The organism is Caulobacter segnis (genome assembly GCF_003243465.1).
In the GTDB taxonomy this organism is placed as follows: Bacteria; Pseudomonadota; Alphaproteobacteria; order Caulobacterales; family Caulobacteraceae; genus Caulobacter; species Caulobacter segnis_A.
The window spans coordinates 1-19298 of record NZ_QFQZ01000027.1; the positions used below are offsets into that span (position 1 = coordinate 1).

Genomic DNA, 19298 nt, shown 5'->3' on the forward strand with positions numbered 1-19298 from the left:
GCTCGACGAGCTGAAGGACAGCAAGATGGACCTCGTCGTGGCCGGCACGTCCGACGCGGTGATGATGGTCGAAAGCGAAATCAAGGAACTCTCGGAAGAGATCGTCCTGGGCGGCGTCAACTTCGCCCACAAGGAAATGCAGCCGGTGATCGACGCGATCATCGAGCTGGCCGAGCACGCCGCCAAGGAGCCCTTCGCGTTCGAGCCGGAAGACACCGACGCGATCAAGGCCAAGATGAAGGACCTGGTGGGCGCGGACATCGCCGCCGCCTACAAGATTCAGAAGAAGCAGGACCGCTATGAAGCGGTCGGCGCGGCCAAGAAGAAGGCGATCGAAGCGCTCGGCGTCTCGGAAGCCAATCCGGAAGGCTATGACCCGCAAAAGCTGGGCGGCGTCTTCAAGGAACTGGAAGCCGACGTCGTGCGTCGCGGCATCCTGGACACCGGCCTGCGCATCGACGGCCGCGACGTCCGCACCGTCCGTCCGATCCTGGGCGAAGTCGGCATCCTGCCGCGCACCCACGGTTCGGCCCTGTTCACCCGCGGCGAGACCCAGGCGATCGTCGTGGCGACCCTGGGCACCGGCGACGACGAGCAGTTCATCGACGCCCTGGAAGGCACCTACAAGGAATCCTTCCTGCTGCACTACAACTTCCCGCCCTACTCGGTCGGCGAGACGGGCCGCATGGGCTCGCCGGGCCGTCGCGAGATCGGTCACGGCAAGCTGGCCTGGCGCGCGATCCGTCCGGTCCTGCCGGCCAAGGAAGACTTCCCCTACACGATCCGCCTGGTCTCGGAGATCACCGAGTCGAACGGCTCGTCCTCGATGGCCACGGTCTGCGGTTCGTCGCTGGCCATGATGGACGCCGGCGTGCCGCTGGCCCGTCCGGTCTCGGGCATCGCCATGGGCCTGATCCTGGAAAAGGACGGCTTCGCGGTCCTGTCGGACATCCTGGGCGACGAGGATCACCTCGGCGACATGGACTTCAAGGTGGCCGGCACCAGCGAAGGCATCACCTCGCTGCAGATGGACATCAAGATCGCCGGCATCACGCCCGAGATCATGAAGCAGGCCCTGGCCCAGGCCAAGGAAGGCCGCGCGCACATCCTCGGCGAGATGAACAAGGCCATGGAAGCGCCGCGTGAAGATGTCGGCGAGTTCGCCCCGAAGATCGAGACCATCACCATCCCGACCGACAAGATCCGCGAAGTGATCGGCTCGGGCGGCAAGGTGATCCGCGAGATCGTCGCCACCACCGGCGCCAAGGTCGACATCAACGACGAAGGCACGGTGAAGGTCTCGGCCTCGGACGGCGCCAAGATCAAGGCCGCGATCGACTGGATCAAGTCGATCACCGACGAGGCGGAAGTCGGCAAGATCTACGACGGCAAGGTCGTGAAGGTCGTCGACTTCGGCGCCTTCGTGAACTTCTTCGGCGCCAAGGACGGCCTCGTCCACGTCAGCCAGATCAGCAACGAACGCGTCGCCAAGCCGTCGGACGTGCTGAAGGAAGGCCAGATGGTCAAGGTGAAGCTCCTGGGCTTCGACGACCGCGGCAAGACCAAGCTGTCGATGAAGGTCGTCGACCAGGAAACCGGCGAAGACCTGTCGAAGAAGGAAGCTCCGGCCGCTGAAGAGGCGTAAGCCTTCGAAGCGTCGGTCTTTCCGAAGCGAACATGGCGGGCGGCTCCGAAAGGGGCCGCCCGCTTTGCGTTTGGAGCGCGTGGCGGCGTCGGGCGTTGTCCCTTCGAAGAGGGAGCGCCGCCATGGACATCCGCCAGCAAGCCGACCGCGAGATCGACGCCGCGCCGGACAAGACCGTGGGCTTCCTGCTGCCCGAGGATGAGTGGGAGGCCTTCTTGGCCGCGACCGGCGGCGAGGTCCGGGGTGATCCGCCCGAGACCGTCTATCGCGGCGCGCGGTTCCGGCGCGCCCCAGTCACCATGATCACCCACGAGGAAGGGTTCTAGACGCCTTGGTCGGATTGTTGGCGCTTCCTCGACGGCTGCTGGGTCTTCGCCGACTCGATCTCCCGCGTCTGCTGGAATGGGCGGCGCGCCTGGGCTACGCCGCGCGGGGCTTGGTCTATTGCGGACTGGGCGCGATCGCCTTGTTGGCCGCCCTGGACCTGATGCCCCAGGCGAGAGGCGCCAAGGGCGTGCTGGAGACATGGGCGGGTTGGCCGCTGGGGACCGTGCTGATCGGCGCCGTCGGCTGCGGCCTGACTGCCTTCGCCGCCTGGCGAGCGATCGAGGCGGTGTTCGACGCCGACCGCCATGGGACCGCCCCCAAGGCTTGGGCGATCCGCGCGGGCCAGGCGATCAGCGGCCTGGTCTATGGCGGCCTAGCGCTGTCGGCCTTCGAGTTGCTCGACGTCTTCGAGGACTTCGGCGAGGCGGACGAGACAGAGGATCTGCGCCAGACCAGCGCCGCGGTGCTGAGCGCCCCGCATGGTGATTGGCTGCTGATCCTGGCCGGACTGGTGGTCGTAGGTTTCGGGGTGGGAAACGTGATCCAGGGCCTGGCGCAGGATTTCGGCCACCGTCTCGCTTGCGACAAGGTCCTGCGCCGGCGCGTCGAGCCGCTGGCCAAGGTGGGCTATGCCGCCCGCGGCCTCGCCACCTTGCCGGTCGGCGTCTTCCTCGTCCTGGCCGGGCTGCAGGCGAGGGCCGACGAGGCCCGTAGCTGGGGTCAGGCCCTGCAGACCGTCGAGCAGCAGCCGTTCGGCGGCTTCGTGCTCGGCGCCCTGGCGGCCGGGCTGATCGCCTTCGGCCTGTTCGGCTTCGTGGAGGCGCGCTACCGCCGCATCTCGCCGCCACAAGATCTGGTGACTTGATTTAGATCAAAAGACGAAACCATGGGTTTCGATCATTTCTATATCTGCGACCCTGCGGCGAGAGCATTCTGTCTTCATCGGAACAGCGGGACGGGCCGGACGGCCTCCCCAGGCGAGGGATCAGGACCATGAGCAGCGGCTTCTTCACCACTAACGACGGCGCGCAGATCTTCTTCAAGGACTGGGGCCCCAAGGACGCCCAGCCGGTCGTCTTCCACCATGGCTGGCCGCTCTCGTCGGACGACTGGGACGCCCAGATGATGTTCTTCCTGCTCAAGGGCTATCGGGTCATCGCCCATGACCGCCGAGGCCATGGCCGCTCCAGCCAGACCGACACCGGCAACGAGATGGACACCTACGCCGCCGACGTGATCGCCCTGGCCAAGCACCTGGACCTGAAGAACGCGGTCCATATCGGCCACTCGACTGGCGGCGGCGAAGTCGCCCGATATGTCGCCCGCGCCGAACCCGGCCGCGTCGCCAAGGCGGTGCTGGTCGGGGCCGTGCCGCCGATCATGCTGAAGACCGAGGCCAACCCGGGCGGCCTGCCGATCGAGGTCTTCGACGGCTTCCGCTCGGCCCTGCTCGCCAACCGCGCCCAGTTCTTCCACGACGTGGCGGCCGGGCCGTTCTATGGCTTCAACCGCGAAGGCGCCAAGGTTTCGCCGGCGACCGTCGAGAACTGGTGGCGGCAGGGCATGATGGGCGGGGCCAAGGCCCACTACGACTGCATCACCGCCTTCTCGGAAACCGACTTCACCGAGGACCTGAAGGCCATCGACGTCCCGGTTCTGATCCTGCACGGCGAGGACGACCAGATCGTCCCGATCGCCGACAGCGCCGAACTGGCCATCAAGCTGGTCAAGAACGGCAAGCTGATCACCTATCCGGGCTTCCCGCACGGCATGGCCACGACCGAGGCCGAAACGATCAACAAGGATCTGCTGGCCTTCATCGAGGGCTAAGGCTGGTGGGTGTTTCCCTCTCCCCACGCGGGAGAGGGTGGCCCGCGAAGCGGGTCGGGTGAGGGGGCGCTCGGAAATGGCCGGCGCGACCCCTCATCCGTCGCCTCCAGCGACACCTTCTCCCGCAAGGGGAGAAGGATTTTTACCCCCGCCTCGGCGTCACCTTCACGATCGCCATGTCCGGCGCGCCATTGCCGCCCCGGCAGGCGGCCCATTTGAACTTCAGGTCCATGCAGACCCAGACCTCGGTCAACCGCCCGTCCTTGACCCGGACGTTCAGGTCCTCCGGCGCGAGCTTGCGGTTGCGGTCAAGGAAGGCCTTGCGGATCTCGCCGGCTGTCATGACGCCGTCAACGCCGGGATCCAGATCCGGCACGTTCAGCTTCTCGCGGATCTTCCGCGCCTTCTTGAAATAGGCCTCGGGCGTGTCCCACTGGCAGGTCCCATGCGCCTGCCACTCATGCTGCAGCAGCCAGGGCGACGGCGTCATGCACAGATTGGCCTTCACCGTCGCCGGGCTCATCGGCGGGCTGGGCCGGCAATAGCGCGGGTGGACCTTGTCCGGCCCGTTCGGCCACAGGCCATGCACCGTGAAGCCGAAGCGGTTGGCCTGGCACTGGATGGCCTTGTCGGCCTCGGGGATGCCGGCGCGGCACGACTCCGGCGACCAGAACAGCGCCAGCAGATAGGCCGCGATCGGCACGTCGGTGTGGATCTCGTTCGGCGGCGGAACCTCCGAAGGCGCGGGCGACACCGACACGGGGACCGCGCAGGACTTCAGGTCCGAGGCCTGGGCGCCACCCGCCAAGGCCAGCAGGGCGGCGGCGATGAGGGCGGTCTTCATAAGCGGCTCCACAGGGGCTTTCGGCGCGGATAGGGACCCGCGCCGCCTTCGGCGTCAAGGCGGGTTCCGCAGCCCTTGGGCGCGGTCATTCGGCTGGGCTGACGGGCGAGACGCGCCACAGGCCCGACTTTTCAAAGCGAACACCGCTATTGCGAACGATTATCATTGCGACTGCGTCTCAAGGTCGCTAAGAACGCCTCGCAATTTCAGGAAGGGCGAGCAAGCGCCCTCTGGGGAAAGACCAAAATATGCGTAATCCGACCTTCGCCGGCATTGTGAGCCGGCCTCGTCGCGCCCTCGGCGCCGCCGCCGTCGCCGGCCTCGCGGGCCTGAGCCTGGCCCACGCCGCAGGCGCTACGGAAGCGGACGCCGCCGCGCCGATCGCCACGGCGCCGGCCGCCGACAGCACCGAGGTCTCGTCGGTCAAGATCGACGCCAAGCGGGTGGCCGACCCCTCGTCGAGCAAGTTCACCGCCCCGCTGGTCGACACGCCCAAGTCCGTGACGGTCATCCCGTCGAAAATCATCGAGCAGACCGCCGCGACCTCGCTGCAGGACATCCTGCGCACCTCGCCCGGCATCACGTTCGGCGCGGGCGAGGGCGGCCAGCCCCTGGCCGATCGTCCGTTCATCCGCGGCCAGTCCAGCGGCAACAACGTCTTCGTCGACGGCGTGCGCGACAGCGGCGGCCAGGTCCGCGAAGTCTTCAACCTCGAGCAGGTCGAGGTCGTGAAGGGCCCCGACAGCGCCTATAGCGGTCGTGGTTCGGGCGGCGGCAGCATCAACCTGTCGTCCAAGACGCCCAAGGCCGACAGCTTCGCGCGCGGCTCGATCGCCATCGGGACCGACGAATATGTGCGGGCCACCGCCGACGCCAACTACGCGGTCAACGACAGCGTCGCCCTGCGGATCAACGTCATGGGCTCGCAAGGCAACACGCCGGGCCGCAAGTCGGTCGACTTCGACAAGTGGGGCGTCGCGCCTTCGCTGGCGGTCGGCCTGAACGGCGACACCCAGCTGACGGTCAGCTACTACCACCTCGACAGCAACCAGACGCCTGACTACGGCATCCCGCTGATCAGCAAGACGACCCAGCCGCGCACCGAGTCCGGCATCCTGGCCGTCGATCGCCGGAGTTTCTACGGGATCAAGTCGCGCGACTACCAGAAGACCAAGTCCGACATCGCGACCTTCGCCATCGACCACGCGATCAGCGACGCGCTGAGCGTGCGTCAGGTGGTTCGCTATTCGAAGTCGCTGAACGACTACATCGTCACCAATCCGGGCGATGGCGGCGCGGCCCAGCTCGTCAACGGCCAGTGGTGGATGAAGCGCGGCACCAAGACCCGCTGGAACCCCACCGAGAGCGTCGCGATCGTCAGCGACATGCACGGCAAGAAGACCCTGTTCGGTCTGGAACACAGCTTCGACGTCGGCCTTGAGCTGAGCCGCGAGGAAAACCGCAACGCCACCTATTCGACCTACACCACCTCGGGCGCGGCCTGCCCGACCGGCTTCACGATCGCCGCCAGCACCCTGGCCAGCCTGGGCGCCGGCGACTGCACCCTGGTCTACGCGCCGAACGACAAGGACAGCTGGACGGGCGTCGTCAATCGCAGCCCGGCCTCGCGGAACATCGCCAAGACGGCCGCCGTCTACGGCTTCGACACCATCAAGTTCGGCGACAAGTGGCTGCTGAACCTGGGCCTGCGCCACGACAGCTACGACAGCTCGGGCGTCGACGTTTCCACAACCCAGTCGCAAGGCGTCTTCACCTCGGCGACCTACACCCCGCGCAAGGGCTCGTGGGACTTCACCAACTACCAGGCCGGCCTTGTTTACAAGCCGACCGCCAGCTCCAGCCTCTATGTCTCGTACGGGACGTCCTCGACGCCGCCGGGCATCTCGGCCGGCGACCAGAACGGCAACACCGCCACGGGGACGGGCAACCTGGCCACGGTCCAGCTTGAGCCGGAGGACAGCGAGAGCTTCGAGCTTGGCGCCAAGGCCAATGTCTTCCATGACACCCTGGCCCTGTCGGCCGCCGCCTTCAAGACGACCCGCAAGAACGCCCAGATCCAGATCGACGCCAACACCTACGCCCAGGTCGGCGAGGTCGAGGTCAAGGGTTTCGAGCTCGGCTTCTCGGGCAATGTCACGCCCAAGTGGCAGGTGTTCGGCGGCTATACCTACATGGACAGCGAGCTGGTCCGCGGCGCCTACACCAGCGTCAACCAGGGCGATCCGCTGGCCAACACGCCCAAGCACAGCTTCTCGACCTTCACGACCTACAAGGTCACGCGAGACATCTCGCTGGGCGGCGGCGCCTACTATGTCTCCAAGAGCTTCGGCGGCAACCAGGGCGGCGCCGGCGGCGGGACCAACCGGATCTACGCCCCGTCCTACTGGCGCTACGACGCGTTCGCCTCGTGGGCTATCAACAAGACGGCCGACCTGCAGCTCAACATCCAGAACCTGACCGACGAGCGCTACATCGTGCGGACCAACGGCGTCCACCACGCCGACCCGGCCCCCGGTCGCCAGGCCCTGTTGACCCTGAACGTGAAGTACTGATCCTCCCCTCCACGGTGCTTCACGCCAACGCCCCGACCTCGCCGGTCGGGGCGTTTTTCCTGTCTCTCCGGGCGCTGATCTGATCCGGATCAAAGGAAAGTTCGGCCCATCCATCTAGGAACGGTTCGCAAATAGGATGTCCCTGATGATGCTGCAGATCCCAGAGGTTTTGACCAAGGCGCAGGTCGCCGAATGCCGCGCGATCCTCGACGCCGGCCCCTGGGTCGACGGCAACGTCACCTCCGGCTTCCAGGCGGCGATGGCCAAGAACAACGAGCAGCTGCCGCAGGAAAGCGCCGAGGCCAAGCACGTCGGGGCGATCATCGTCCAGGCGCTGGAGGCCAACCCGCTGTTCGTCTCGGCGGCCCTGCCGCACACCATCCTGTCGCCGATGTTCAATCGCTATGGCGAGGGCATGGGTTTCAAGGACCACGTCGACAACTCGATCCGTCGCGATCCGGTGACCGGCCTGAAGCTTCGCACCGACCTGTCGTGCACGCTCTTCCTGGCCGAGCCCGAGGACTATGACGGCGGCGAGCTGGTGGTGAACGACCTTTATGGCGACCACGTCGTCAAGCTAGGGGCCGGCGACGCCATCCTCTATCCCAGCACCAGCCTGCACCACGTGACGACCGTCACCCGCGGCGCGCGGGTCGCCAGCTTCTTCTGGATCCAGAGCCTGGTGCGCGACGACGCCAAGCGCAGCCTGCTGCTGGACATGGACGTCGCCATCCAGCGCCTGTCGCGCAAGACCGGCCAGGACGAGGAGGGCATCCTGTCCCTGACCGGCGTCTACCACAATCTTCTCCGCCAGTGGGCCGAGGTCTGACCGCGTTGGCTTCCCGCCACCCGTCCGGGCGCCAACACAAAGTTTACCGCGCGTACCGCACGATCCGCTAAACCTTGAGGGAAGCGAATGCCGGACTCGGCGGGCAATGCGGGGCTAGGCGATGGGACGACGATCGCCCCGTCGTCCTTCGACGACGCCGCGCGCTGGTTCTTCGACAACGCCCACGATCTTTTCGCCGTGGTCTCGCCCGAGGGGCGCTTCGTCACGGTCAACGGCGCCTGGACGACCCTCACCGGCTGGTCCGCGGAGGACCTGATCGGCCAGCCAACCATCAAGTTCGTCCACCCCGACAGCCAGCCTGAGCTGCTCGACTATTCGCGCCGCCTACGCGAGACCGGCGCCGCGGTCGGCGAGCTGCGCGGACTGTGCAAAGACGGGCGCTGGATCTGGCTGCAGGGGCGAACACGGCTGGGACCGCAGGGCGAGATGATCGGCCTGATGCACGACGTCTCCGCGGAGGTCGAAACCCGCCAGCAACTGGAGGCGGCCCGGCGCACCCACGAGATGCTGGCGGAGGCGGCCGGCATCGGCATCTGGAGCTACGAGCCGGAGACCGGCCTGATCGACTGGACGCCCGACGCCGTCGCGGCGCTGGGCCTGCTGCCCGCCGATATCGGCACGCCGCCGCTGTTCTTCGAGCGGATCGCGCCCGAGCAGCGCGCCAAGGTCGCCGACACCTTCCGGCGCGCGGTCGAGACCGGCCAGGGCGGCGCCATGGAATATCGCCTGCGCGGCGATCACGGCCGCTGGCTGACCTTCCGCAGCACCTTCCGCGCCGAGGCCCGGCCGGGCGGGCGCCATGCGCTGAAGGGCGTGGCCCAGAACATCACCGACGTGGCGCTGATCCGGGACAAGGCGATCTGGAGCGAGCGCCGGGCTCGGCGGCTGGTCGAGGACGCGCCCTTCGCGGTGGCCGTGTACGACGTCGATCTGCGCCTGCGTCTGGTCAGTCCCAAGTTCCTCGAGATTTTCAAGGCGACGGAGGCGCGCGTCATAGGCAGGTCGCTGGAGGACCTGACCAGCGGCGTGCGTCGTCGGTTCGTCGCCGGCGTGGCCCGGGCGCTCGCGGGCGAGACGGTCACGCGCCGGGAGGACCGCCTGTTCGACGCCGAGGGCCAGGAGCACTGCCTGCGCTGGGAGGCGCGACCCTGGCGCGACGTCAACGGCGATATCGTCGGCGTCATCACCTACATGGACGACGTGACAGCGCTGGCGGACGCGCGGCGCGAGGCGCGGATCAACGCTCGCCGCCTGAAGGTCGCCCTCGGCGCGGCCCGGGCCGGCGTCTACGAGATCGACTACGAGCGCGGGAGCTTCTGGGGCTCGCCCGAGTTCCAGCGGATGATGGGCCGGCGGATCGGCTATGAGGACGTGCGCGACGCCGTCTGGCCGATGCTGCATCCCGAGGACCGCGAGAAGCTCTACGCGGTCGCCGCCGAGTGGCGACGCAGCGGCGACAACCCCGCTCAAGAGCACGATGTTCGCCTGCTGCTGCCGGACGGCGAGACGCGCTGGATCCGGGTGTTCCATCAGGTTCGGCGCGACTCCGACCTTCGCCCGCGCAAGGCCTTCGGCCTGGTGCTCGACATCGACGCGCATAAGCGCGCCGAGCTGGCCCTGGTGGCCGCCGAGCGCGCGGCCCAGGCGGCCAGAGAGGCCAAGGCCCAGTTCCTGGCCAATATGAGCCACGAGATCCGCACGCCCATGAACGGCGTGCTGGGGGTGCTTCACGTCCTTCAGCGCGAGCTGCCCGACGGCGAGAACGCCGAACTACTGGGCGAGGCCCTGGCGGCGGGCCAGATGCTGTCGACGCTGCTGGACGACGTGATCGACATCTCGCGGATCGAGGCCGGGCGGCTGGAGCTGAGTCACGAACCGGTCGATCCTTGCGACCTGGCGCGCGGGGTGGTCCGCCTGCTGGCGGGACCGGCGGCGCAGAAGGGTTTGCGGCTCGAGCTCGACATCGTCGACTCGTCCGGCTGGATCATGACCGACGCCACGCGGGTCCGGCAGGCCTTGTTCAACCTGGTCGGCAATGCGGTGAAGTTCACCGCCGCCGGCTCGGTCACCGTGCGCCTGAGCCGGACGTCGTCGCCGGACACGCCCAGCCTGGTCTTCGACGTGATCGACACGGGGGTGGGCGTGCCGCTGGAGGCCCAGGCGCGCCTGTTCGATCGCTTCCAGCAGGGCGACGCCAGCACGACGCGCCGGTTCGGAGGCTCGGGCCTGGGCTTGGCGATCAGCCGCAACCTGGCCCGGATGCTGGGCGGCGACATCACCTTCCAGTCGGAGCCGGGCGTCGGCTCCACCTTCACCCTGACGATCGCCGCGCCACCGGCCGTGGCGCCGGAAGCCTCTGTGGTCGAGGACGACAGCCTCCTGGCCGGGCTGCGGGTGCTGGTGGTGGAGGACAATGCGACCAACCAGCTGGTGGCCCGGCGGATCCTGGAGCAGCTCGGCGCGGCCGTCAGCCTGGCCGGCGACGGCGCTTCGGGCGTCGCCGCGGCCCGCAAGGGCGGTTTCGACCTGATCCTGATGGACGTGCAGATGCCCGGCATGGACGGCCTGGAGGCGGCGCGCCGGATCCGAGCCTTCGCCGGTCCCGCGGGACGGACGCCGATCATCGCCCTGACCGCCAACGTCATGGCCCACCAGCGGGCGGCCTATCTGGCCGCGGGCATGGACGGGGTGGCGGCCAAGCCGATCTCCCCGACCGCCTTGGTCGCCGAGATTCTTCGTCTGTCGCGAGAGGAGCCCTCCCACGCCGACCCCGAGGCCGCCTTGGCCTAGGGCGTGCGTCCGATCGATCGAGCGCGCATCGGATCTCCGAAGCTGGACCGAAGATCCCGCGCCTCTTTCCCCCGCGCGCTGAAGCGCGCTAAACCAAGGCGAAACGGGGGAAACAGATGGCTGGCCAGGGTCAGGAACGCGCGTCGATGCGCACGGTGGTGGCGGCGTCGTCGGCCGGCACGGCGTTCGAGTGGTACGACTTCTTCATCTTCGGCAGCCTGGCCCAGGTCATCTCCAAGACGTTCTTCGCCGGCTTGAACGAGACGGCCGGCTATGTCGCGGCCCTGGCCCTGTTCGGCGTCGGCTTCGCGTTCCGCCCCCTGGGCGCCCTGGTGTTCGGCAAGATCGGCGACCAGGCCGGACGCAAGGGCGCGTTCCTGGCCACCGTGCTGCTGATGGGCGGCGCGACCTTCGCCATCGCCTTCCTGCCGACCTACCAGCAGGCGGGGATCATCTCGCCGATCCTGCTGATCATCATGCGCTGCGTGCAGGGCTTCGCCCTGGGCGGCGAGTATGGCGGCGCGGCGATCTATGTCGCCGAGCATTCGCCGCCAGACCAGCGCGGCTGGTCGACGTCCTGGGTGCAGAGCTCGGCCGCGTTCGGCCTGTTCGGCGCGCTGCTGGTGATCCTGCTGACCCGCTGGCTGCTCGGCGCCCACGTGGGGCCGGACGCCTTCGACGCCTGGGGCTGGCGCATTCCGTTCGCGGTCTCGATCGGGCTGCTGGGCGTATCGGTCTGGATGCGCCTGAAGCTGACGGAAAGCCCGACCTTCGCGGCGATGAAGGCCGAGGGCCAGTCGTCCAAGGCGCCCTACGCCGAGGCGTTCGGCCAGTGGAAGAACCTCAAGCTGGTGCTGCTGGCCTTCTTCGCGATGATGTCCGCGCAAGGGGCGGTCTGGTACACGAGCTTCTTCTACGCCCAGACCTTCATGGAGAAGTTCCTCAAGGTCGATCCGGCCGACATCAACGTGCTGATGATGACGGCCACGGCGATCAGCGCGGTCTTCTACGTCGTGTTCGGCTGGCTGTCGGACCGCATCGGCCGCAAGCCCGTGATGCTGGGCGGCATGACCTTGGCCCTGCTGTTCTACTTCCCGGGCTTCCACCTGCTGGAGAAGGCCGCCAACCCGGCCCTGGCCGAGGCCAGCGCCCGGGCGCCGGTCGTGGTGGTCGCCGATCCCGCCGACTGCTCGTTGCAGTTCGACCCGGTCGGCAAGGCCGCCTTCGTCACCGCCTGCGACATCGTCAAGAGCACCCTGGCCAACGCCGGCGTCTCCTACGCCAACCAGAAGGCTCCGCCTGGGACCCTGGCGATCATGAAGGTCGGCGGCGTCGACGTGGCCTCGCAGAGCGCCAAGGGCTTGCCGAAGGCTCAGGCCAAGGCCGTGAAGACCGCGGTCGAGGCGAAGATCAAGGCGGCGCTCGCCGAGGCCGGCTATCCCGCCAAGGCCGATCCGGCGCGCATGAACAAGCCGATGATGCTGGGCGTGCTGTTCGTGTTCGTGATCGCCGCGACGGCCCTGTTCGGCCCTCTGGCGGCCGCCCTGGTGGAGCTGTTCCCGACCCGCGTGCGCTACACGGCGCTATCTTTGCCCTACCATATCGGCACCGGCTGGGTGGGCGGCTTCGTGCCCTTCTTCGCCTTCGCGATCGTCACCGCGGTCGGCGATATCTATGCGGGCCTTTGGTACCCGGTGGCCTTCACCCTGATCAGCGTGCTGGCGACCCTGTTCTTCCTGCCGGAGACCAAGGGCCGCCCGCTGGATTAGAGCCTCGTCCCTTCGTCTTGGACCACGGGCAGAGCGTCGACCGCGACGCCCGCCTCGGCCAGGGCGTCCAGCACGGCGGTCGAGGCCGCCCGCCCCCGGAGCCAGACGATCTGCTGTCCCCGGGCGACGAGGGCCGCCAGGTGATCGGCGTCGGCGGCCTGCGGCGACAGGCGCTCGACGTCGCGCCTAGCCAGGCCGACGATCTCGGGATCGGCGTCCGGATCGATCACCACGACGTCGGCGGTTCCGAGGGCGCGGACCGCGCGCAGGCTCAGCAGATCGACCGGACCGTCCGCCGCCAGCACCTTCACCGCGCCTGTGCGCGCCACGCCCCTGGCCAGCGCCTCGCGCAGCAAGGCCTCGGCCTGGGCCATGTCGCCGGCCATGGCCGCCCGCGCGGCGGGCCCGCGCGCCGCAGCCCGCAGGAACGCGCGGCGCTCGTGCAGGACCGGCAGGGCCTTGCGAACCTCGTCCTGGAGGCGGGCCAGCAGGGCGGCGACGCGACCCATGCCTTCGGGCACCTGGCTCTCGACGTCGTTGCGCAGCAGCGTCGCCAGCACGGGCGCCGAGCCCCCCGTGCCGATCGCCGCCACCACCTGGCCCCGGTCGATGATGGCCGGCGTGTTGAAGTCGCAAAGCGCGGGACGGTCGACCACGTTGAGCAGCGCGCCCGCCGCCCGCGCGGCTGCTACGGCGGCCTCGATGAAGGCTTCGTCGGCGCTGCCCACGAAGACCAGCACGGCGTCCGCATAGGCCTCGGGCGAGAAGGCCTCGGGCGCGTGCAGGCGGACGACCGTGGCGGGCGAGCCCTCGAACAGCCGGGCCTTGGCCTCGGCGGGTTCGCCGGAGCCGGCGATCACCACCCTGCGGCCGGCCAGGGGAAAATAGGCGGGAAAGGAGTCCACGTGGGTCCTCGAACTATTGGGAGTCGCACGCTCGATAGGGACCGCCGGGGAAGCCCTTGAGGGTGGCGGCCGTCCCCTTGCCCCAGATTTCGGCGTCGCCGGCCGTATAGCGCGCGCCCGAGCCGGAGCGGGCCAGCTTCAGGGTGCGCGTCACCCCGCCGGCGGTGACCACGACATGCTTGCCGTGCAAGGCGTAGGCGGCGGTGAAGCTCTTGCCCGCCTGGCAGCGATAGCGGACCGCCGAGTCGGTGGCGTCCGGCGCCAGGGTCGCGCAGCCCGCCGCCGTCAGGGCCAGCAGGGCGAGAGGGACGAGGGCGCGCCGCATCGGAGCCTCCGGGTGATCAAGGCGGCGAGCATAGCGGGTTTACGGCGCGCCGATCCAGGCGGTCACGATTTACGCTGGGATGTGAACAGTGTTAGCTTTGCTGTCGGACCAACGAGTCCGTCCTCGCGGGGAGGCGAGAGGCATGGCGACCACGCTCGATATCAATGGCAAGTCGGTCACGGCCCAGGCGGCGCCCGACACCCCATTGCTCTGGGTGCTGCGTGACGAGCTGGGCCTGACCGGCACGAAATTCGGCTGCGGCATGGCCCAGTGCGGGGCCTGCACGGTCCACCTGGACGGTCAGCCGATCCGCGCCTGCGTGACGCCGATCGCCGCGGTCGGCGCCGGCAAGATCACCACGATTGAAGGCCTTGGTGGCGCCCATCCCGTGCAGCAAGCCTGGGTCCGTCACGACGTGCCCCAGTGCGGCTACTGCCAGTCCGGGCAGATCATGTCGGCCGTCGCCCTGCTGGCCGCGACGCCCAAGCCGTCCGACGAGGACATCGACGGGGCCATGGCCGGAAACCTCTGCCGCTGCGGCGCCTATCAGCGCATCCGCGCCGCCATCAAGGACGTCGCCGAGGGAGGCGCCCGATGAACGCCCCCTTCAAGCCCGAGGGCCCGAGCCGCCGCGACCTGGTGGTCGGTTCCGCCCTGGTCGGCGGCGCATTGCTGGTCGGCTGTTCGCCGGCCGACCTGATGAGCCTGGGCTCCAAGGTCGAGGTCGGCGCCTTCGGTCCCTTCATCAAGATCGCTCCCGATGGCGCGGTGACGGTCATCTCCAAGCACATCGAGTTCGGCCAGGGCAGCCACGCGGGCCTGGCGGCGATCGTCGCCGAGGAGCTCGACGCCGACTGGAGCCGCATCCGGGTCGAGTTTGCGCCGGCCAACGCCAAGCTCTATTCCAACGGCTCGGTCGGGGCGCAGCTGACCGGCGGCTCGTCCGCGATCTCCAACTCGTGGGACCAGCTGCGCAAGGCGGGGGCCACCGCGCGGGCCATGTTCGTCCAGGCCGCCGCCAATGGCTGGAACGTCCCGGCCGGCGAGATCAAGGTGAAGGACAGCGTCGTGACCCACGCCTCGGGCAAGACCGCGACCTTCGCCGACCTGCTGGCCGACGCGGCCAAGGTCCCGCCGCCGAAGGACGTCAAGCTGAAGGACCCGAAGGCCTTCACCCTGATCGGCACGGACCGGGTCCGCCGCAAGGACGCCCAGGCCAAGAGCGACGGCACGGCGCGCTACACCCAAGACGTCCGGCTGCCCGACATGCTGACCGCCATGGTCGCCCACCCGCCCAGGTTCGGCGCCAAGGTGAAGAGCTTCGACGCCACGCAGGCCCGCAGGGTCCCAGGCGTAGTCGAGGTCTTCCAGATCCCGTCCGGCGTCGCGGTGGTCGCCCAGAACACCTACGCCGCCAAGCTGGGCCGCGAGGCGCTGAACATCGTCTGGGACGAAGAGAAGGCTGAAAAGCGCGGCTCCGCCGCCATCGCCCAGCAGTTCAAGGCGATCGCGGCGGGCGACGACGCCTCGGCCAAGTGGGAGCCGTTCGACCAGCGCGGCGACGCCGCCGTCCTCGCGTCGGCCAAGGGCGACCAGGTGCTGGAGGCGACCTACGAGTTCCCGTACCTCGCCCACGCCACCATGGAGCCGATGAACTGCGTCGCTTCGGTCAACGGCTCGAAGGTCCAGCTGACGTTCGGCTCGCAAGGCCCGACCCTCGACCAGCTGAACGCCGCCAAGGTGGTCGGCTGCCTGCCGGGCTCGGTCGAGATCGAGACCCTGCTGGCCGGCGGCTCGTTCGGGCGGCGGGCGACGTTCGAGTCGGACTACGCGGTCGAGTGCCTTTACATCGCCAAGACGATCGGCGGCGGCCGGCCGGTGAAGCTGGTCTGGACGCGCGAGGACGACATGCGGGCCGGCTACTACCGGCCGATCGTCATCCATGCGGTCAAGGTCAGGCTGGACCAGGACGGCTACCCGGCCGCCTGGCGCCACCGGATCGTCACCCAGTCGATCATGAAGAACTCGCCGATGCCGGCGGGCAAGGGGCCGGATGGCAGCGCGATCGAGGGGGCGGCGGGCTCGCCCTACCTGAAGGCCACGCCGATCGTGGACTGTCAGGTCGCCTTCCCGGACGTCGGCGTGCCCGTGCTGTGGTGGCGCTCGGTCGGCGCGACCCATACCGCCTTCGTGATGGAGCACACGATCGACCAGCTGGCCCGCAAGGCCGGCAAGGATCCGGTCGACTATCGCCGGGCCCTCTATCGCAAGGCCGGCGCCGACCGGCACCTGGCGGCGCTGGACCTCGCGGTCGAAAAGGCGGGGCCGGCGCCGACGCCCGGCTGGGCGCGCGGCGTGGCGGTGCACGAGAGCTTCGGCTCGGTCGTCGCCCAGGTGGCGGAGGTCAAGCTCGAGAACGGCGTCCCCCGCGTCGGCCGCGTGGTCACCGCCGTCGACTGCGGTGTGGCGGTTTCGCCCGACCAGATCGCGGCCCAGATGGAGGGCGGGGTCTGCTACGGCCTGTCGGCGGTCCTGTTCGGCGAGGTGACCTTGACCGACGGCAAGGTCGATCAGGGCAATTTCGACACCTATCGGGTGCTGCGCATCAACGAGGCGCCGACGGTGGAGACCCACATCGTTCCGTCCGGCGATCCCCCCAGCGGGGTGGGCGAGCCCGGCACGCCGGTGATCGGACCGGCGGTCGCCAACGCCTTGCTGGCCTTGGATCAGCGCGTCACTGATCGCCTGCCGATCATCCGTACGGCGACGTAGCGGCAAGCTGGACGGAATCGACCTATCCGCGCATTGTGACCTTGTTCGCCAGTGCGTGGGGTTTTCATGGCAGAGCTGTCCGGCGCCTCGGAAGATCAGGCGGAGGACATCGCGGCGTTTCGCGCGGCGTTGTCGAAGCTGGGCGAGGACCATCGTAGGGTCCTCCAGGTTCTTTTCCCGCGGATCGCCGCGTTGCAGGAACGGGGCGACACGGACGGCGCCCTGGCGCTGGTGGCCAAGATCAAGGCCATCCTCAGCGATCCCGAGCGCCGGCCTCAGTAACCGCCGGAGCCTGTAGACCTAGAACCGGGCGAGATCTTCTGGCCGGTCGATGTCGAGCAGGACGCCGCGATCATCCACCTCGACAAGGCGCAGGCTGGATCCGGCCGCCGCGATCAGCGCGCGAGCCCCCTCGTCGCCCTTGAGCGTCTTGAGCGCCGGCAGCCAGGCGCGGCCGAACAGCACCGGATGGCCGCGCCGTCCGGCATGGACCGGCGCGACGATGCGGTCGGGTGCGTCCAGGGCCGCCGCCAGCCTGACCGGCGTGTCGGGCGCGATCGTGGGCATGTCGCCGAGAAAAACGAACACGCCCTCGGCCGCCGCGGAAACGGCGCTGGCGGCGGTTCTCAGCGAGGCTCCCATGCCTTCGGCGGCTTGAGGGACGGGGACGAGCACAAGGCGGTCCGCCCGGTCGGGCGTCGCGAAGGCTTGAACCGCGTCGACGAGGCGCGGATCATCGCCAACGGCCACCAGGACCCGCCGGACCGGTGCGGCGAGCGCGGCGGCCAGGGCCCCAGTGACCAGGGGCGCGCCGTTCAGCGCGGCCAGCAGCTTGTCGCCGCCGAAGCGGACTCCCCGGCCCGCCGCCAGGACGATCGCTTCCAAGACCGGGGTATGGCTTTGCGTCATGGGCTCCAGCGCCTATCTTGCGGCCAGACATGACGCCCTATGACGACAGCGCCGCGCAAGCGGTCTTAGCCGCGCCCAGCCCGCCCGTCCTGGTGGACGGTTTCGGCCGCGCCGTCACCTATCTGCGCGTCTCCGTCACCGATCGCTGCGACCTGCGCTGCGTCTACTGCATGGCCGAGCACATGACCTTCCTGCCGAAGGCCGAGGTGCTGACGCTGGAGGAGCTGGACCGCCTGGCCTCGATGTTCGTGGCGCTGGGGGTGCGCAAGCTGCGCCTGACCGGCGGCGAGCCCCTGGTGCGCAAGGGCTTCATGACGCTGGTCGAGCGCCTGTCGCGCCACCTGGCGTCGGGCGCTTTGGACGAGCTGACCCTGACCACCAACGGCGCGCAGCTGGAGCGCTACGCGGCGGACCTGGCCCGGTTCGGCGTGCGGCGGATCAATGTCTCGCTCGACACCCTGGACCCCGCCGTCTTCCGCCGGCTGACCCGCGGCGGCGATGTGGCGCGCGTGATCGCCGGGATCGACGCGGCCCAGGCGGCGGGCCTGGCGGTCAAGCTGAACGCCGTGGCGCTGAAGGACGACAACGCCAAGGCCCTGCCGGACCTGATCGGCTGGGCCCACGCGCGCAGCTGCGACGTCAGCCTGATCGAGACCATGCCGCTGGGCGAGGTCGAGCAGGACCGCACCGACCAGTTCCTGTCGCTGGCGCAGGTGCGCCGCGACCTGGCCGCGTTCTGGACGCTGGAGGACATCCCGCTGACCACGGGCGGACCGGCGCGCTACGTCCGGGTCGCTGAAACAGGGGGGCGGCTCGGTTTCATCACCCCGCTCAGCCACAATTTCTGCGACGCCTGCAATCGGGTGCGCCTGACCTGCACGGGTACGCTGCACACCTGCCTGGGGCGCGAGGACGCCAGCGACCTGCGCGCCGTGCTGCGGTCGGGCGCGGACGAGGCGGGCCTGCGGGCGGCGATCTACGCGGCCATCGGCGCCAAGCCCCAGGGTCATGATTTCCAGATCGCCGCGGCGCGTCCGGCCGTGGCGCGGCACATGTCGACCACGGGGGGCTAGGCGATGGCGCGGGTGCTGCTGTTCGGACGGCTGGCCGACCAGGCCGGCTGGCGCGACCGTCGGATCGAGGCCGTCGATCTGGCCGCCCTGCGCGCGGTCATCGCCGCCGAGGATGCGGGGCTGGGCGAGGCCCTGGCCGCGCCCGGCGTGCAGATCGCCGTCGACAAGGTGCTGGTGCGCGGCGAGTCGGCCTTGGCGGCCGGCGCCGAAGTGGCCTTCCTGCCGCCGATGAGCGGCGGATGACGGTCGCCCTGACCGACCGGCCGTTCGAGCCGGGCGCCTTGGTCACGGCCTTCTGCGCCGACCGGGGCGAGACGGGCGCGGTGGCCAGTTTCGTCGGCCTGGCGCGCGCCGAGCAGGGCGCCGCCATCGCCCTGGAACTGGAGGCGTATCCCGGCTTCACCGAAGCGGCGATCGGCGAGATCGCCGGCGAGGCCATGGCGCGCTTCCAGCTGCAGGACGTCCACATCGTCCACCGCATCGGGCGGATCGCGCCGGGCGAGGCGATCGTCTTCGTCGCCACCGCGGCCGCCCATCGCCGCGCGGCGTTCGAGGCCTGCGACTTCCTGATGGACTACCTGAAGAGCCGCGCGCCCTTCTGGAAGAAGGAGCACGGCCCGGACGGGGCGCGCTGGATTGAGCCGACGGACCGCGATCGGACCGACGCGCAACGCTGGGACTGAGAG

At 69.2% G+C, this 19298-nt stretch carries 19 protein-coding genes; 14 read left to right on the forward strand and 5 right to left on the reverse strand.

From position 1 onward, the window contains the following. From pnp to DI526_RS10415, 4 genes are all read left to right on the forward strand, one after another. Positions 1-1645, forward strand: a 1645-nt coding sequence (pnp, locus tag DI526_RS10400; RefSeq protein WP_304277322.1) for a polyribonucleotide nucleotidyltransferase, incomplete at its 5' end; no start/stop codon positions are given. A gap of 122 nt (positions 1646-1767) precedes the next feature. After that, on the forward strand, positions 1768-1971 hold the full coding sequence (locus tag DI526_RS10405; RefSeq protein WP_304277324.1) for a hypothetical protein: 204 nt from the start codon (positions 1768-1770) through the stop codon (positions 1969-1971). Between the two features lie 17 nt (positions 1972-1988). Next, positions 1989-2837, forward strand: a complete 849-nt coding sequence (locus DI526_RS10410; RefSeq protein WP_304277326.1) for a DUF1206 domain-containing protein — start codon at positions 1989-1991, stop codon at positions 2835-2837. Positions 2838-2965: 128 nt separating this feature from the next. Further along, positions 2966-3802: an alpha/beta fold hydrolase gene (locus DI526_RS10415; protein WP_304277328.1), complete on the forward strand. Its 837-nt coding sequence runs from the start codon at positions 2966-2968 to the stop codon at positions 3800-3802. Here DI526_RS10415 and DI526_RS10420 read toward each other — a convergent pair. Together DI526_RS10420 and DI526_RS10425 are read right to left on the reverse strand one after the other, a co-directional pair. Next, complete coding sequence (locus DI526_RS10420) at positions 3799-3942, reverse strand: hypothetical protein (RefSeq protein ID WP_304277415.1); 144 nt, start codon at positions 3940-3942, stop codon at positions 3799-3801. The genes DI526_RS10415 and DI526_RS10420 overlap by 4 nt on opposite strands. A 2-nt stretch (positions 3943-3944) precedes the next feature. Then, on the reverse strand, positions 3945-4658 hold the full coding sequence (locus DI526_RS10425; protein ID WP_304277330.1) for a ribonuclease T2: 714 nt from the start codon (positions 4656-4658) through the stop codon (positions 3945-3947). 236 nt (positions 4659-4894) lie between these two features. Between DI526_RS10425 and DI526_RS10430 the strand changes: the two genes are divergently transcribed. From DI526_RS10430 to DI526_RS10445, 4 genes are all read left to right on the forward strand, one after another. After that, positions 4895-7219, forward strand: coding sequence for a TonB-dependent siderophore receptor (locus tag DI526_RS10430; RefSeq protein ID WP_304277332.1), 2325 nt, complete (start codon positions 4895-4897; stop codon positions 7217-7219). Positions 7220-7364: 145 nt separating this feature from the next. After that, on the forward strand, positions 7365-8048 hold the full coding sequence (locus DI526_RS10435; RefSeq protein ID WP_304277334.1) for a Fe2+-dependent dioxygenase: 684 nt from the start codon (positions 7365-7367) through the stop codon (positions 8046-8048). A gap of 87 nt (positions 8049-8135) precedes the next feature. Continuing rightward, positions 8136-10859: a PAS domain-containing sensor histidine kinase gene (locus DI526_RS10440; RefSeq protein WP_304277336.1), complete on the forward strand. Its 2724-nt coding sequence runs from the start codon at positions 8136-8138 to the stop codon at positions 10857-10859. 116 nt (positions 10860-10975) lie between these two features. Beyond that, on the forward strand, positions 10976-12628 hold the full coding sequence (locus tag DI526_RS10445; protein WP_304277338.1) for an MFS transporter: 1653 nt from the start codon (positions 10976-10978) through the stop codon (positions 12626-12628). Here DI526_RS10445 and DI526_RS10450 read toward each other — a convergent pair. Beyond that, the gene (locus tag DI526_RS10450) at positions 12625-13533 is read right to left on the reverse strand and encodes a bifunctional precorrin-2 dehydrogenase/sirohydrochlorin ferrochelatase (protein ID WP_304277340.1); all 909 of its coding nucleotides are present in this window, start codon (positions 13531-13533) and stop codon (positions 12625-12627) included. The two genes, DI526_RS10445 and DI526_RS10450, sit on opposite strands and share 4 nt — an antisense overlap. A 13-nt stretch (positions 13534-13546) precedes the next feature. After that, positions 13547-13858: an MliC family protein gene (locus DI526_RS10455; RefSeq protein ID WP_304277342.1), complete on the reverse strand. Its 312-nt coding sequence runs from the start codon at positions 13856-13858 to the stop codon at positions 13547-13549. A 142-nt stretch (positions 13859-14000) separates the two neighbouring features. On the opposite strand from DI526_RS10455, the gene DI526_RS10460 reads away from it, so the two are divergent. The 3 genes from DI526_RS10460 (at position 14001) to DI526_RS10470 (ending at position 16912) form a co-directional block, all read left to right on the forward strand. Then, positions 14001-14456: a (2Fe-2S)-binding protein gene (locus tag DI526_RS10460; protein ID WP_304277344.1), complete on the forward strand. Its 456-nt coding sequence runs from the start codon at positions 14001-14003 to the stop codon at positions 14454-14456. Continuing rightward, entirely contained in the window at positions 14453-16630 is a 2178-nt protein-coding gene (locus DI526_RS10465; RefSeq protein WP_304277346.1) for a xanthine dehydrogenase family protein molybdopterin-binding subunit, read from the forward strand. Before DI526_RS10460 ends, DI526_RS10465 begins: the two co-directional genes overlap by 4 nt. A gap of 66 nt (positions 16631-16696) precedes the next feature. Next, entirely contained in the window at positions 16697-16912 is a 216-nt protein-coding gene (locus DI526_RS10470) for a hypothetical protein (protein ID WP_304277348.1), read from the forward strand. A gap of 18 nt (positions 16913-16930) precedes the next feature. On the opposite strand, the gene DI526_RS10475 is transcribed toward DI526_RS10470, so the two are convergent. Then, entirely contained in the window at positions 16931-17539 is a 609-nt protein-coding gene (locus DI526_RS10475; RefSeq protein ID WP_304277350.1) for a nucleotidyltransferase family protein, read from the reverse strand. A 29-nt stretch (positions 17540-17568) separates the two neighbouring features. Here DI526_RS10475 and moaA point away from each other — a divergent pair, with 29 nt between their 5' ends. Genes moaA through DI526_RS10490 form a run of 3 tightly spaced genes read left to right on the forward strand, consistent with a single transcriptional unit; the run spans position 17569 to position 19295 of the window. Beyond that, the gene (moaA, locus tag DI526_RS10480) at positions 17569-18612 is read left to right on the forward strand and encodes a GTP 3',8-cyclase MoaA (RefSeq protein ID WP_304277353.1); all 1044 of its coding nucleotides are present in this window, start codon (positions 17569-17571) and stop codon (positions 18610-18612) included. Positions 18613-18615: 3 nt separating this feature from the next. Next, on the forward strand, positions 18616-18855 hold the full coding sequence (locus tag DI526_RS10485; protein WP_304277355.1) for a MoaD/ThiS family protein: 240 nt from the start codon (positions 18616-18618) through the stop codon (positions 18853-18855). Beyond that, on the forward strand, positions 18852-19295 hold the full coding sequence (locus DI526_RS10490) for a molybdenum cofactor biosynthesis protein MoaE (protein ID WP_304277356.1): 444 nt from the start codon (positions 18852-18854) through the stop codon (positions 19293-19295). Before DI526_RS10485 ends, DI526_RS10490 begins: the two co-directional genes overlap by 4 nt. The last annotated feature ends 3 nt before the right edge of the window (positions 19296-19298 follow it).